The organism is Micromonospora parastrephiae, from assembly GCF_016802865.1.
GTDB lineage: Bacteria > Actinomycetota > Actinomycetes > Mycobacteriales > Micromonosporaceae > Micromonospora > Micromonospora parastrephiae.
Genome location: NZ_JAEVHM010000006.1, coordinates 33,964 through 49,449 on the forward strand (window position 1 = coordinate 33,964; position 15,486 = coordinate 49,449).

Annotated in this window: 10 protein-coding genes; 1 reads left to right on the top strand and 9 read right to left on the bottom strand. The window is 69.4% G+C overall.

Annotated elements, in window-relative coordinates:
• Positions 1 to 12: 12 nt before the first annotated feature.
• The 3 genes from JNW91_RS02990 to JNW91_RS03000 all read right to left on the bottom strand — a co-directional run bounded on the left by JNW91_RS02990 (position 13) and on the right by JNW91_RS03000 (position 3,819).
• Positions 13 to 1,452 carry an alkaline phosphatase D family protein gene (locus JNW91_RS02990; protein ID WP_238424266.1) on the bottom strand — a complete coding sequence of 480 codons (1,440 nt, stop codon included), beginning with the start codon at positions 1,450 to 1,452 and terminating at the stop codon, positions 13 to 15.
• Between the two features lie 101 nt (positions 1,453 to 1,553).
• Positions 1,554 to 2,309 carry a TolB-like translocation protein gene (locus tag JNW91_RS02995; protein ID WP_238424267.1) on the bottom strand — a complete coding sequence of 252 codons (756 nt, stop codon included), beginning with the start codon at positions 2,307 to 2,309 and terminating at the stop codon, positions 1,554 to 1,556.
• A 223-nt stretch (positions 2,310 to 2,532) separates the two neighbouring features.
• A complete protein-coding gene (locus tag JNW91_RS03000) occupies positions 2,533 to 3,819 on the bottom strand; it encodes an MFS transporter (protein WP_238424268.1) in 1,287 nt (428 codons plus the stop codon).
• 217 nt (positions 3,820 to 4,036) lie between these two features.
• Between JNW91_RS03000 and JNW91_RS03005 the strand changes: the two genes are divergently transcribed.
• The gene (locus tag JNW91_RS03005) at positions 4,037 to 5,416 is read left to right on the top strand and encodes a CBM96 family carbohydrate-binding protein (protein WP_203173415.1); all 1,380 of its coding nucleotides are present in this window, start codon (positions 4,037 to 4,039) and stop codon (positions 5,414 to 5,416) included.
• A gap of 348 nt (positions 5,417 to 5,764) precedes the next feature.
• On the opposite strand, the gene mmsB is transcribed toward JNW91_RS03005, so the two are convergent.
• The 6 genes from mmsB to JNW91_RS03035 form a co-directional block, all read right to left on the bottom strand.
• Positions 5,765 to 7,015 carry a multiple monosaccharide ABC transporter permease gene (gene mmsB / locus JNW91_RS03010; RefSeq protein WP_203173416.1) on the bottom strand — a complete coding sequence of 417 codons (1,251 nt, stop codon included), beginning with the start codon at positions 7,013 to 7,015 and terminating at the stop codon, positions 5,765 to 5,767.
• The gene (mmsA, locus tag JNW91_RS03015) at positions 7,012 to 8,550 is read right to left on the bottom strand and encodes a multiple monosaccharide ABC transporter ATP-binding protein (protein WP_203173417.1); all 1,539 of its coding nucleotides are present in this window, start codon (positions 8,548 to 8,550) and stop codon (positions 7,012 to 7,014) included. The genes mmsB and mmsA overlap by 4 nt, the downstream gene beginning before the upstream one ends.
• Positions 8,551 to 8,627: 77 nt before the next feature.
• A complete protein-coding gene (gene chvE, locus JNW91_RS03020; RefSeq protein ID WP_203173418.1) occupies positions 8,628 to 9,770 on the bottom strand; it encodes a multiple monosaccharide ABC transporter substrate-binding protein in 1,143 nt (380 codons plus the stop codon).
• Between the two features lie 314 nt (positions 9,771 to 10,084).
• Positions 10,085 to 11,731, bottom strand: coding sequence for a glycoside hydrolase family 27 protein (locus JNW91_RS03025; protein ID WP_203173419.1), 1,647 nt, complete (start codon positions 11,729 to 11,731; stop codon positions 10,085 to 10,087).
• A gap of 231 nt (positions 11,732 to 11,962) precedes the next feature.
• Positions 11,963 to 12,949: a LacI family DNA-binding transcriptional regulator gene (locus JNW91_RS03030; RefSeq protein ID WP_203173420.1), complete on the bottom strand. Its 987-nt coding sequence runs from the start codon at positions 12,947 to 12,949 to the stop codon at positions 11,963 to 11,965.
• Between the two features lie 414 nt (positions 12,950 to 13,363).
• Complete coding sequence (locus JNW91_RS03035; RefSeq protein ID WP_203173421.1) at positions 13,364 to 15,457, bottom strand: family 43 glycosylhydrolase; 2,094 nt, start codon at positions 15,455 to 15,457, stop codon at positions 13,364 to 13,366.
• Between the last annotated feature and the right edge of the window lie 29 nt (positions 15,458 to 15,486).

Genomic DNA, 15,486 nt, shown 5'->3' on the forward strand with positions numbered 1-15,486 from the left:
CGGTCACCGTGTTCACCGCGCGGAAGTCCGCGCGACCTGGCTGCGGCTGATCGTGGTACGGACGTAGCCGCGCCGGTCCGAGTAGAACTTCAGGTGCGGGTTGGCCGCCGCGTTCGGGACGGTGGTGCTGCCGCTGCCGTTGCCGGTCGAGCTGATCGAGGTGCAGACCAGTTCGGTGCCGATGGTGGCCGAGGAGGGGTTGGCGTAGTCGGCCTTCAGCTCGTTGGCCCACGACCGGTGCACGTCGCCGGTGAGCACCAGCGGGTTGCGCACCCCACGCTGCTGCCAGCCGGTCTGGATCCGGCTGCGGGAGGCCCGGTAGCCGTCCCACGCGTCCATGCTCGAAGCCCCGTTCGCGTCGAGCTGCTGGGCGAAGAAGACCTGCTGGCCGAGGATGTCCCAGGTGCCGTAGTGCTGGGCCAACCCGTCCAGCAGCCAGCTCTCCTGCGCGGAGCCGGTCAACGACCGGGAGGCCAGGTCGGCGTCGGCGCAGACCTTCCAGCCGTCCCCGCACGCCTGGTCGTCGCGGAACTGCCGGGTGTCGAGCATGTGGAAGGTGGCGAGCTGCCCCCACCGCACGCGCCGGTACAGCGGGATGCTGTTGCCGTTCGCCGCGGACGCCGGCCGCAGCGGCATGTTCTCGTAGTAGGCCCGGTACGCGGCGCTCCGCCGGGCGGTCCACTGCGCGGCGGTCAACGTCGGGCTGCTGTCGTTGCGGACCATGTTGGCGTAGTTGTTCTCCACCTCGTGGTCGTCGGGCACCACCAGCCAGGGTGCCGCCGCGTGTGCCGCCTGCAGGTCCGGGTCGGACTTGTAGAGCGCGTACCGGCGGCGGTAGTCGGCCAGCGACACGATCTCGGCGCCGACGTGTTGCCGCACGGTGGAGGTGCCGACGCCACCCTCGTAGATGTAGTCGCCGAGGTGCAGGATCAGCCCGGGGTTGTCCTCGGCCATCCGCCGGTACGCGGTGTAGTAGCCGGCTTCGTAGTGGGCGCAGGAGGCGAAGGCCATCACCAGGTCACGGCCGAAGCTGCTCGGCGCCGGGGTGGTCCGGGTCCGCCCGACCGGGGAGATCTGGCCCTGGGCGCGAAACCGGTAGTAGTAGTCGGAGTCGGCGGCGAGCCCCCCGGCGATCACGTGCACCGAGTGCGCGTCGGCGTAGCGGGCCACCACCGAGCCGGAGGCGACCAGCGAGGTGAACCGGTCGGTGGTGGACACCTGCCACTCGACGGTCACGTCGGTGTTCGCCATGCCGCCCTGCCCGTCGGCGTTGAGCGGCGACGGTGCCAGCCGGGTCCAGAGGACCACGCTGTCGGGCGCCGGATCACCGGACGCCACACCGAGTTTGAAGGGGTACGGCACCGCGGCTCGGGCACCCTGGCGGGGTGTCACCGCGACGCCGGTGGCCACGAGTCCACTGAGGACGAAAATGCGACGGCTCAGCCTTGTCATGGTCAACAGCCTCGGGAACGTCGATGAACGGCGATGGGTGCGGGGCGGAATCCGGCATGACGGGATGTTGTCCGCACCAAGGCGGTCAGGTGTCCTGACCGTCAGGTGAGCGGAGACGGCGACTCGGCGCCGGGGATCAGAAGCCTCGGCCCGCCGGACCCGTCCGCCGGGACACTCCACACGCCCGGCTGGCCGTCGCTCGTGCGCAGCGTGTAGGCCAACGTCGCGTCGTCGAGCCAGGCCGCCTGGTCGTCGACGCTGGTCGTCTCGGCCGTCGCGGTCACCCGCATGGTCGCCAGGTCCAGGACAGACAACCGCCAGCCCTTCGCCGGGTTCGCGTCGATCGCCTCCTTGAAGGCCAGCCGCGTGCCGTCGGGTGACAGCGAGGGGCACTCGACGTTCTCCTGCACCGTTTCGACGGTGCGGGCGGCGAGATCGCCCCGGACGAGGTACCGCTTGCCCTGCGTCGACATGGTCGCGTAGAAGCGGTTGTCGTCGGCGGTGAAGGTGACGCCCCAGTAGTTGACGTCGGCGCTGCGGTAGCGTCGGCCGTCGCGCGTGATCGAGAATTCCTCCAGCGAGGACACCGTCGCGCCGTTCACCGCGTCGAGGATTCCGGTGCGGGTCGAGAAGCCGCTGGCGGTGTAGGAGTCCCCGCCGACGAACGTCGTCCAGGAGACCATCCGCCCGGAGGCCGACACGCGGGCCCGGTTCGGCAGGCCCGGCACGCTGAGGGTGCGCGTCTGACGCAGCGCGGCGTCGAGCACGACGACCTGGTACGACCAGGCGGTCTCCGGCCTCAGGCAGACACCGGTGCCGGCCGCGGCGTACACCCGCAGGCATTCCAGGCCGGACACGGTGCGCGGCCCGCTGGGGTCGGCCGCGGCGACGGAGGAGACGTGCCGGTCGGTGATGGCGAGCAGGCGCGGACCGGGCGTGAGGGTGACCGCTCGGTCACCCGTGGCGGGCGCCGGCGTCCGGGTCGGCTCCGCCGCCGTGGCGGCGTAGCGGCCGCCACGGTAGCCAGCAGCACCGCCGAGGCGGCCACCACGGCGAGCCTGGCGCGGGTCGACATCGCGGTCATCGGGAGACCTTCCGGGAGACGGAACGAGACGGGGAGGCCAGCAGGAGCAGCGTGCCGACCAGAACGCCGGCGACGGCCAGCGCCGCACCCCGGATCGCGTTCTGCGGGCCCCACGCCTGCCAGGCGAGCCCGAACAGGACCGAGGACACGAGGTACGCCAACGCCTGCCCGGTCTGGACGAGCGCGATCCCGGTGGTGCGCAGCCGCGCCGGCAGCACCGGCCCGGCGAGGGCGATGAGCACTCCGTCGGTGGCGGCGTAGAACGCGCCGTACAGCGCCAGCGTCAACGCGAGGACCGGCCAGCCGTGCACCGGGCCGGACAGCAGCAGGTACGTCGCGCCGAGGGCCAGGTATCCGCCCACCACCACCGGCAGCCGACCGATCCGGTCGGCAAGCACACCGAGTGGAGCGGCGAGCACCAGGTAGGCGAGGCTGGTGCCCACCGCGAGCAGCGGGAACCAGCGCAGACCGAGGTCCTCCCGGCGTTGCAGCAGCAGGTAGACGAAGCCGTCGCCGATGGTGGCCAGCCCCAGCAGCGCGGCCGCCAGCACGAGCCGGCGGGCCGGACGGCTGCGCAGCAGTCCGAACGCCTCGCCGACGGAGACCCGGGGGGCGTCCGGCCCGTCGGCCGGCTCGCCGGACGGGCGCTCCCGGACGAACAGCACGAGCACGACGACGGCCAGGGCTGCGACGCAGAAGCTGGTGACGAAGACCGCGTCGTACGACTGCCCGACGGCCAGCAGGACCGCGAACGCGGCGAGCGGCCCGAGGAAAGCGCCGACGCTGTCCATCGCCCGGTGCACCCCGAAGGCGCGCCCGAGCGCCTCGGGTGGGGTGGACAGCGTGATCAGCGCATCGCGTGGCGCGCTGCGGATCCCCTTGCCGAGCCGGTCGACGGCGATGACGGCGCCGATCGCCGGCACCGACCGGCCGGCGAGCAGCAGGCCGAGCTTGGCGACCGCCGAGAGCGCGTAGCCGGCGCCGGCGACCAGTTTGCGCCGCCGGAGCCGGTCGGCGACGAAACCGCCGACGACCCGCAGCAGTGCCGTGGCGCCGGTGTGCACGCCGTCGAGCACGCCGAAGGCCACCGGGCTGAGGTGCAGACCCAGCACCAGGTAGAGCGGCAGGACGGCCGCGACCATCTCGGCGGAGACGTCGGTGATCAGGCTGACCGTGCCGAGCGCGACGACGTTGCCGCTGACCATGGCGAACCGTCGGCGTCGTGGCCCGGACCCGGGTGGGTCGGTGACCGGTCGGGAGACGGTCGACAGGTACACGAGCATCTCCTCGGATCGACGGCTGACGGTCAGCCATCGTGCTGAACCAGTCGGACGGGACACAACGGACACCGGGTGGCGGGCAGGCATGAGATGGGTGAACGGCCCCCGAACATCAAGGTGTTCGCCTGGCGGGACGTACTGTTCATCCGCCCGTGGCCCGCCGGCCCATCGACCTTCCTACATTCCTTGCGCTTCCCCATCCGTAGCGAAGGAGTCCTGGATGGACATTCGATTTCCCCGCCCGTCGGTGACCCTGGGGGTGGTCGCGGTGCTGCTCGCCTCGACGGCCGCCGTCGTCGTGACCGGAGCAGGCAAGGCGTCGGCGGCGAGCGTGACGTTCACGCCGGTCGCCGACACCTACGTCCAGAGCGACACGGCATCCACCAACTACGGCACGTCCGCGCAGGTCGTGGTCGACAATTCGCCAGTACGGCGCTCGTTCCTGCGCTTCACCGTCAGCGGAGTCAGCGGCACGGTGACCAGCGCGAAGCTGCGGCTGCGCACCATCAGCGGCAACGACGGCAGCGACGCCGGGGGCACGTTCCGGCGGATGTCCAACACGACCTGGTCGGAGACCGGCACCACCTGGAACAACCAGCCGGCCATCGACGGAACCACGCTCGGCTCGATCGGCGCGGTCAGCGGCAACACCTGGTACGAGCTGGACGTCACGGCCGCGGTCACCGGCAACGGCACGTACAGCTTCGGTGCGACCTCGACCAGCGGCGACGGCGCGTACTACGACACGCGTGAGAGCGGGGCCGACGCGCCGCAACTGGTGGTCACCACCGGAACCACGACGCCACCCCCGTCCGGCGATCCGGTCTTCGTCGGCGCGGGCGACATCGCCGACTCCGGTTCGGGCGACAGCGCCACCGCCGCGCTGCTCGACAGCATCCCGGGCACGGTTTTCACGACCGGCGACAACGTCTACGACAGCGGCACGGCGGCGCAGTTCAGCAGCTACTACGAGCCCACCTGGGGTCGGCACAAGACGCGTACCCGTCCGTCGCCGGGCAACCACGACTACAACACGTCGGGCGCCACCGGCTACTACAACTACTTCGGTACGTCCGCCGGCCCGAGCGGTCGCGGCTACTACTCCTTCGACCTCGGCAACTGGCACATCGTGTCGCTGAACTCGAACATCAGCATGTCCGCCGGATCGACGCAGGAGCAGTGGCTGCGCGCGGACCTGGCCGCCAGCAGCAAGCCGTGCACGCTGGCGTACTGGCACCACCCGCTGTTCACGTCCAGCTCCAACCACGCGCCGTCGACGTCGACGCGCCCGCTGTACCAGGCGCTCTACGACTACAACGCCGACGTCGTCGTGTGGGGCCACAACCACGTGTACGAGCGCTTCGCTCCGATGAACCCGGCCGGCGGCGCGGATGCCAGCCGGGGTATGCGCAGCTTCGTCGCGGGAATGGGCGGTGCGGGCCACTACGGCTTCGGCACCATCCAGCCCAACAGCGAGGCGCGCAACAGCTCGGCGTGGGGTGTCCTGAAGTTCACCCTGCACTCCGGCAGCTACAACTGGCAGTTCGTGCCGGTGGCCGGGCAGACCTACAACGACAGCGGCACGGGCGCCTGTCACTGACCGTCTGATCCCGCTGCGCCGTTCGCGGCGCAGCGGGATCACCCCTCCGCGCGCCGTCCCCGGGCCGGACCTGGGCACCGCAGCCGGGGCCGGCGGCGACCCTGGGGGTCTGTCCTGTTCCCTGTAGAGCTGCCCCAGATGTGGGGCAGCGCCGACCAGACCGGCAGCGGACGCACCACCAGCGGGCCACCCACGAGCATCGCGCTCCCCCGCGCGGGATTCTCGCGGTCCATATTCGGGGCAGCTCTACAGCGACGCGTAGGGGCAGGTCCGACCCCGGCAAGGTGGTGAAGATGGCGTGACCCCTGCCCGCGGTGCGGGCAGGGGTCACGTTCTACCGTCGTGGCGTCAGCGGGCCGAGCCGGCGCGTCGCTTGTTGTACACGTCGAAGGCGACGGCGACGAGCAGCACGAGCCCCTTGACCACCGACTGGGTCGACTGGTCGATGCCCATCAGCTGCATGCCGTTACTCATCACCGCCATGATCAGACCGCCGACCATCGCGCCGACCACGGTGCCCACGCCACCGGTGACCGCAGCGCCGCCGATGAACGCCGCCGCGATCGCGTCGAGCTCGAACATGTTGCCGGCCGCCGGCTGCGCGCCGTTGGAGCGCGAGGAGTAGATGACGCCGGCCACCGCCGCCAGGAAGCCCATGTTGACGAACATCCAGAAGTTGACGGTCCGGACCTTCACCCCGGACAACGCCGCCGCGGAGAGGTTGCCGCCGATCGCGTAGACCTGACGGCCGAAGACGGTACGCCGGGTGAGCAGGCCGTAGACCAGGACCAGCACCGCCAGGATGATCAGCACGATCGGCAGCCCACGGGCGTGCGCCAACTGCCAGGCGAAGTACATGATGACCGCGCCGACCGCGACGACCCGGGCGACGAACAGCGGGAACGACTCGACGGGCTGCTGGTAGCGGATGCGCGCGACCCGGGTGCGGAAGCCGCTCACCGCGTAACCGGCCACCGCCACGGCGCCGATCAGCAGTGTGAAGGCGTCGAAGCCGTTGCCGCCGAGCAGTCCGTTGAGGAAACCCGCCGCGACGCGCTGGTACTCGGCCGGGAACGGCGACAGCGAGATGTTGTCCAGCACCCGCAGGGTGAGGCCCCGGAACAGCAGCATGCCGGCCAGGGTCACGATGAAGGCCGGGATGCCGGCGTACGCCACCCAGAACCCGTGCCATGCGCCGACCGCCACGCCGACGGCCAGGGCGGCCAGGACGCCGATCCACCACGGATGCCCCTGCTGGATCACCAGGACGGCGGAGACGGCCCCGGTCAGCGCGACCACCGACCCGACCGACAGGTCGATGTGCCCGCCGATGATCAGGATGACCATCCCGATCGCGAGCACCAGGATGTACGAGTACTGAAGGACGATGTTGGTGATGTTGCCGGGGCTCAACAGCACCCCGTCGGTCAGGATCGCGAAGAGCCCGACGATGACGACCAGGGCGACGTAGATCCCGCTCTGCCGCAGGTTGTTCAACACCAGAGCCCGCAGGTCGCTGGTCCCACTGTGCAGGGCGGCGGCGGGCGTGCTGTCCGGGGGCGTCGGGCGCTCCGTCGAGGGGGTCTTGATGCTGGTCATCCGACGAGCTCCTTGTCCTTGGTCATCAGCTCCATGAGGCTCTCCTGAGTCGCCTCGGCCACCGGCACCTCACCGGTGATCCGGCCGGCGGCGAGGGTGTAGATGCGGTCGCACATCCCGAGCAGCTCCGGCAGCTCGGAGGAGATGACGATCACCGCCTTGCCGGCGGCCACCAGCCGATTGATGATCGTGTAGATCTCGTACTTGGCGCCGACGTCGATCCCGCGGGTGGGTTCGTCGAGGATCAGCACGTCCGGGTCCGTGAACAGCCACTTCGACAGCACGACCTTCTGCTGGTTGCCGCCGGAGAGTTTGCCGACCACGGCCATGACGCTGGTGGTCCTGATGTTCATCTCCCGCCGGCTCGACTCGGCGACCTTGATTTCCTCGTTGCCGTTCACCCAGCCCAGCCGGGACAGCCGGTCCAACGCGGCGGCGGAGACGTTACGGCGGACGTCGTCGATGAGGTTCAGGCCGTAGCGCTTGCGGTCCTCGGTGACGTACGCGATGCCGTTGTCGATCGCCTCGGCGACGCTGCGGGCGTGCACCTCGCGCCCACGCACGAAGAGTCGGCCGCTGATGTCACGCCCGTACGACCGGCCGAACACGCTCATCGCCAACTCGGTGCGGCCGGCCCCCATCAGACCGGCGATGCCGACGACCTCGCCGGCACGTACGGACAGGCCGACGCCCTCGACGACCAGCCGGTCCTGGACGGGGTGACGCACCGTCCAGTCCTCGATCCGGAGGACCTCCTCGCCGGGGGACGACTCACGGTCGGGGTAGAAGCTGTCCAGGTCGCGCCCGACCATGCCCCGGATGATCCGCTGCTGGGTCACCTCGTCGGACTTCATGTCGAGGGTCTCCACCGCGCGCCCGTCCCGGATGACCGTGGTCGAGTCGGCGATGGCGGTGATCTCGTTGAGCTTGTGCGAGATCATGATGCAGGTGATGCCCTGGTCCCGGAGTGCCCGTAGCAGGTCGAGCAGGTGCGCCGAGTCGATGTCGTTGAGCGCGGCGGTCGGCTCGTCCAGGATGAGCAGGCGCACCTTCTTCGACAGCGCCTTGGCGATCTCCACCAGTTGCTGCTTGCCGACGCCGAGCTGGATGACCGGGGTGACCGGATTCTCGTGCAGCCCGACGGACGCCAGCAACTTCGCCGCTTCGGCGTTGGCCAGGTTCCAGTCGATGAGCCCGCTGCGGCCACGCCGCTCGTTGCCGAGGAAGATGTTCTCCGCGATCGACAGGTACGGCACCAGGGCGAGCTCCTGGTGGATGATGACGATGCCGTTGGCCTCGCTGTCGCGGATGCCACGGAACTGCATCGGTTTGCCGTCGAAGAGGATCTCACCGTCGTACGAACCGGACGGGTGGACGCCGGACAGCACCTTCATCAGGGTGGACTTGCCGGCGCCGTTCTCCCCGCAGATGGCGTGGATCTCCCCGCGACGCACGGCGAGAGTGACGTCCTCCAGCGCGGTCACGCCGGGGAAGGTCTTCGTGATGCGGCGCATCTCAAGGATGGTGTCGTCCATGGTCACTGTCCTCTGTCAGGTTGGACGTGGTACGCCACGGCGTCGGGCCCGGCGGTCTCCGCCGGGCGACGAGTGGGTTACTTCTTGGCCTGACCGGCGGCGACCTCTTCCGCCGTCCAGTAGCCCGAGTCGATCAGCGTGGCCTTGATGTCGTCCTTGTAGACCGTGGCGATCGGCAGCAGGTACGCCGGGACGACCTTGACGCCGTTGTTGTACGTCTCGGTGTCGTTGGCCTGCGGCTGCTTCTTCTGCAGGAACGCCTCGGCGGCGTTCACGGCCTGCTCGGCCAGCAGACGGGTGTCCTTGAAGACCGTGGAGCTCTGCACGCCGTCGTTGATCAGCTTGATCGAGGCGATCTCCGCGTCCTGGCCGGTCACCACCGGCATCTTCTTGCTCGCGCTGCCGTAGCCGGCGTTCTGCAGGGCGGTGATGATGCCGCGGGAGATGCCGTCGTACGGCGACAGCACACCGTCGACCTTGGTGCCGTCGTTGTAGCTGGAGGTGAGCAGGTTCTCCATCCGCTTCTGCGCGGTCTCCTGCTGCCAGCGCAGGATGGCGACCTGCTCGGCGGTGTTCTGGCGGGACTTGACCCGCAGCGTGCCGTTGTCGATGAACGGCTTCAACGTGTCCATCGCGCCGCCGAAGAAGTACTGGGTGTTGTTGTCGTCGAGCGAACCGGCGAACAGTTCGACGTTGAGCGGGCCCTTGGCCGTGCCCTTCGAGCCGTCCTTGTTCTGCAGGCCGAGGCCGACGAGCAGCGCGGTGGCCTGGGCGACGCCGACCTTGTAGTTGTCGAAGCTGACGTAGAAGTCGACGTTCTTGCTGCCGCGGATCAGCCGGTCGTACGCGATGACCGGGATCTTCGCGTCGGCGGCGGCCTGCAACTGGCTGCTGAGCGCCGTACCGTCGATCGCGGCGATGATCAGGACGTCCGCACCCTGGGTGATCAGCTGGTCGACCTGCTGCGACTGGGTGGGGATGTCGTCGCCGGCGTACTGGAGCTCGACCTTGTAGCCCTTGGCCTCAAGCTTCTGCTTCACCGCGTTGCCGTCGGCGATCCACCGCTCGGAGGTCTGGGTCGGCATCGAGACACCGATGGTCAGGTCGCCGGGCTTGTCCCCGCTCTTGTCGCCGCCGCTGCCGGCACCCTCGCCACTGCATGCCGCCAGGCTTAGCGCCAGCACTGCGCTGCCGAGAGCAACCAGGAATCTCCTGCCCACGGGCCTCTCCTCTCTGGACTCCCCCGCCGAGTGCCGGGGCCAAGTGTCATCTTTCGGGTAGTGTTAGCGCTCACATAGGGCACGTCAACACCTGATCCGAAATACCGGCGTCACGGTCTCGTAACGGAGACGGCCGAGCGAGCATGACCGCGGCACCGATTGACTCCAAGCGCACGTCGCGGCGGTTCACCGCCCCCGGTGGGCGGCCCGCACAGACTAGTGCCCGCGGGCGACGATCGTCGCCCGCGGGGCACTGGTGCCACTAAAGGATCAGGTGGGCTGCCGCCGCCCGGTCGGACGGCGCAGCCGACCGGCTAGCGCTGCGACCACCGCTGGTTCGCGGCCCCGGTGCAGGTCCAGAGGATCACCGTGGTGCCGTTGGCGGTGCCGTTGTTGTTGACGTCCAGGCAGAGCCCGGACTGCGCGCCACTGATCGTGCCGTTGGCGTTGATGGTCCACCGCTGGTTGGCCCCACCGTTGCAGTCCCAGATCTGCACCCGGGCGCCGGCCGTCGCGTTCAGGGGCGCGTCCAGGCACTTGCCGAGGGCCTGCAGGGCCTGCCCGTTGACCGTCCAGCTCTGGTTGGCGGCGCCGCTGCAGTCCCAGATCACCGGCTGGGTGCCGTTGGTCGTGTTGCTCTGCGGGACGTCCAGGCAGCGGCCGGAGGGGGCGCTGACCAACGCGCTCGACGTGGTCGGCGGCGGGGTCGTCGTCCCGCCACCGCTGACCCGGTAGACCACCGTGCCGTGCGCCGGAACGCTGGCGCTGATGGTCCCGCTGCTGGAGCTGGTGCCGCCGGTCCACGCGTCCACCAGCGTGAACGACGAGCCGGACTTGCCAACGGCTGCGGCCGTGGTCGAGATGGTCGTGGTCGAGCCGCCCTGGTTGAACAGGGCGACGGCGACGTCGCCGTTGGCGAGCCGCTTGGCCAGCACCCGACGCGTGCCGTCGAACGACACCTGCGTCCCCTGCAATCCGAGCGAGTCCTGGTTGATCGCGATCAGGTTGGCGTTCTTGAGGATGGTCTGCGTCGCCGAGTTCATGTTCCGGACGTCGTTGCCGGCGATCAGCGGCGACGCCATGATCGCCCACATCGCGAAGTGGCTGCGCATCTCCGTGTCGTTCATGCCGCCGCGACCGACCTCCATCATGTCCGGGTCGTTGAACCCGCCCGGCCTCGCGTACGACGCCAGCGGAACGGTCACGTTGATGATGTTCTGGATGCCCATCGGGTAGCCGTTGGTCTGGCCGGTGTCCCACGCGTTGGTGATGTCCTCGGTGGTACGCCACATGTTGGCCACGTCGCCCCAGTTGCGCTGGGGGCCGGTCTTGGCGTGGATGCTGTTGGGGTTGATGCTGTAGACGATCGGTCGGCCGGTGGCGGCCAGCGCGTCACGCATCTTGGCGAAGGTGGTCACCTGGTCGCTGATGCTGCCCTCGGGGGAGCACCAGTCGTACTTGAGGAAGTCGACGCCCCAGGCGGCGAACTGGCGCGCGTCCTGCGCCTCGTGACCCCTGCTACCGGTGGCGCCGGGGTAGGAATTGAAGTACTGCGCGCAGGTCTTGTCGACCGGCACCTGGTAGAGGCCGAACTTCAGGCCCCGGGCGTGCAGGTAGTCGCCGAGCGCCTTCATCCCGCTGGGGAAACGGCCCGGGTCGCCCTGCAGGTTGCCGGAGGCGTCCCGGTTCGGGTTGAACCAGCAGTCGTCGACCACGACGTACTGGTAGCCCAGATCCCGCATCCCGCTGCTGACGATCGCATCCGCTGACTGTCGGATCAGCGTCTCGTTGATGTTGCAGCCGAACGAGTTCCACGAATTCCAACCCATGGGGGGCGTGCGAGCCACGCCGTTGTCCAACGCCTGCGCCGCCGGGGCGCGGAGGCCGACCAGGGCGCCGGCCAGCAGCAACCCGGCCGCCAGTACGCTTCCCCAACGACGACCTCGGGCGGTGCGGTTCATCGAGCCTCCTTGTCGGTGGCGCCCGCCTCGCGACGAGGATCGCTGACCCGTGAACCGATAGCCGGGCACCAATGTTGTTAACGCTAACAGTGACGGCCATCATGTTACGGGGGGATTTCACGTCGTTCAATACCTGTGCCTCACCGAATCGTCACACGTCGATTGATTCGTTCGGGCTCCGCATCGAACGACGCCACAACGACAGGAGCGGCCAGAACCGGGGCACGGCGGTCAGCGACGTGGTGGAGCGACACTCTCACGGGCAACCAGGGTCGGGGCGATGGTCTGCCGCAACGCCCCGCCGGTGCCCGACTCGATCTGGGTCAGCAGCAGCTGCAGACTCGCCCGCGCCACCGCGTCGAAGTCCGGTCGGACGGTGGTCAGCGGCGGAATGAAGTACGCGGCCTCCGGCACGTCGTCGAAGCCGACCACGCTGATGTCGTCCGGCACACGCCTGCCGAACTCGTGCAACGCCCGCAGCACGCCCAGCGCGAGATGGTCGTTGGCGGTGAAGATCGCGGTGACCTCCGGCATCCGCGCGAGCATCTGCCCGCAGCGGTAACCCGACGCCGCGGACCAGTCCCCCGGCATCAGCGGCGGCGGATCCAGGCCGGCGGCCAGCAGCGCCTGCCGCCAGCCGTCGATCCGGCCGACGCTGTCGAACCAGTCCGACGGCCCGGAGACGTGCCACACGGTGCGGTGCCCGGCGTCGAGCAGATGCTGCGTCGCCGCCCGGGCGCCCGCCACCTGGTCGACCGTCACCAACGGCACCGGCAGGCTCGGATCGCCGTCGACCGTGACCAACGGGACGTCCTTGGGCAGACGTTCCAACGCCTCAGCCGCCGACTCCACCGGCGCGATGACCACGATGCCGGCGACCCGGTGCGACAGGTGCCGCTCGACGGCCGCCGAGATGGAGCGGTGGTCCAGGTTCCGCACGCTGCCCACACTGACCGCGAAACCCTCCGCCGCGGCCGTCTGCTCCAACGCGGCCAGCAGCGACGCCGGACCGTAGAGCGTCGTGTTCTGTGCGACGACGCCGATGACCTGCGACCGGCCGGTCACCAGCGCGCGTGCCGCGCCGTTCGGGCGGTAGCCGAGTTCGGCGATCGCCGCGCGCACCCGTAGCCGGGTCTGCTCACGGACGTTGGGATGCCCGTTGAGCACCCGCGACACCGTCTGATGGGAGACACCGGCGAGACGAGCAACGTCCGTCATCGCGGGACCGTGGACGGCCATTTCACTCCCCCCGCTGCATCTCCGGCCCGCAGCCCGTCGACGTCGACTGGAGCAGCCCGGCCCGATCCCCTCGCTCAGCCACCACGCCGGTGCTGAATCCCAGGTGACCAGCGCTGGATCGCCGACAGTCTACGCCAGCCAAGGCCCCTGACACGGCACGGCCATGCGGCGCGGACGCAACGGTGCGCGATGGTCGCGCGACGCGCTTCCCCGTCGCGCGCACGGCATCCGGCGTCGGGGCCCGGACGAAAGGGAGCGCCGGCCCGCCCCACGCCCCGGGACAGGGCGTGGAGCAGGCCGGCGACGCTACGACGCGGTGACGTGGCTTTCACCTGGCGGGCGGACGCCCCGGCATCTCACACCAGCGGCGAACCGATCGAGGTGTGACTGGTGTCACGGTGTCGTCAGGTCGAATCGGCGCACCGTGACCGCGCCACCGAGCGCCTGGGTGGCGTGGTTGAAGATGGCGAACCGGTAGCCCATGAAGAACTCCCAGTTGTTCGCCAGGGTCAGGGCGTTGCCGAACGATGTGAAGGTGACTCCGTCCGTGCTGTACGAGAAACGGGCCTGCCGGCCGGCGCCGGGTCTGATGTCGGCGTTGGCGCGCAACCAGATCCGGCCACCGGAGACGGCGGTGCTCGCCACCTCGCTGCCGGTGCTGGTGGTGTTCCAGTTGCCGTCCATGGTGAGACCGTTCTGCATGACCAGACGCGTGGTGCCGTTGTCCCGCCGGACCCCGATCCAGGCGGACGAGTTGCGCAGCACCGCCAGACCGGTGCGGTCACCGTCGCGCATCGTGGAGTAGTCCAGCTCGATCGTGGCGGTGGAGCTGGGGCCCTGGATCCGGTGCGTCAGCGTGTTACGCGCGGCGTACAGGTCGTTGGTGACGGTGGCGGTCTGCAGCTGTAGCCCGTTGTTGACCGACCACCTGCTGTTGTCCGGGTTGTGGTTCCACTCCCACTGCGGGCCGAGGGTGGTGCCGGCGAACGTGTCGGTGCCGGTGAGTGGCTTCACCGCCCGAGGTGGCGCGGGCAGGTTCGGCCTCGGGTACGAGCTGCCCCACGCGCCGTTGACGGTCTGCAGCACCGGCCACCCGTCGCCGGTCCAGGTGATCGGCGCCATGGCCGGCATCCGACCACCGGGGTACGCGTCGACGAAGGCCATGTAGTACCAGTCGCCGTTCTGGGTCTGCACCAGTCCGCCCTGGTGCGGCACACCGCCGCCGGAGATCGGGCCGGGCAGGTTGAGCAGCACCTGACGCTGCTCGTACGGGCCGAACGGACCGTTGGTGGACTTCAGCACGTACTGGCCGTTCGCGGGTCGGGTGAGCCAGATGTAGTAGGCGCCGTTGCGCTTGTAGAAGCGGGCGCCCTCCAGCGTCCCGATGCTCGACGGCGTCGTGTACACCTGCTGGTTGCGGACCTGGGTCTTCCCGTCGGCGGACAGCTGCGCCACGCTGATGCTGCCGTTGCCGTACGCCACGTACATGGTGTCGTTGTCGTCGATCAGCATCCCGGCGTCGTAGTAGCAGTTCGGGATGGTGGTGTGCTTGCTCCACGTGCCGTCGACGGCGGACGCGGTGTAGATGTGGGTCTGCGCGAAGTCGATGCAGCCGGCCCAGTAGTACGTCCGGTTGCTCGGCCGGTAGTTCAACGTCGACGCCCAGATCCCGTCGACGTACGCCCGGCCGCCACTCATGTCGTACTTCGACCCGAAGTCGAGCCGGGGTACGGAGTGCCCGGCGAACTCCCAGTTCACCAGGTCGTAGGAGCGCAGAACCGGCGCGCCCGGCGAGTAGTGCATGGTGGACGCCGACATGTAGTAGGTGTTGTCCACCCGGATGATGTCCACGTCGGCGAAGTCCTGCCAGATCACCGGGTTCGAGTACGACGTACCGGGGTTGCCGGGGTTGCTGCCGCCGACGGGAACGAGTTGCCACTGCTGGTTGTTGCCGCCCCAGTCGTCGTACTGCACCACGTTGCCACCGTCGGCGGTCGAGGCGCTCTGCACCTCCATCGCCTTGTTGCTGTTCCGGTTGATCAAGCGGACGTAGCCACCGGCCGAGTCGGCCAACCGGAACTGCTGGTTGGTCCCGTTGCCGTCGGCCCACTGCACGATCGACGCGCCGTTCGCGGTCGAGAAGTTGTAGACATCGAGCACCTTGCCCGAGTGTCGCGACTTGAGTCGGTAGTAGCCACCACCGGAGTCCACGAACTGCCACTGCTGCCAGGCGCCGTCGTTGCGCGCCCACTGGGTGATCCGCGCGCCGTCGTTGGTCGCCTGGTTGTACACGTCCAGCGCCTTGCCGCTGTTGCGGTTGACCAACACGTACCACGCGTTGGTGTCCACCGTCGCGGCCGACGCGGGCGACGGGGCGACGGCCGCGACCGCGCCGCCGACCAGCACCGCCACCGCGGCGGCTACGAGTCGCGACGTCCACCCGCGCCGGTGTGGCGCACCCCGGGGAACCCGACCGATGGAAAGCATGATTCTCCTCTGCTGGCCTGATGTGCCGG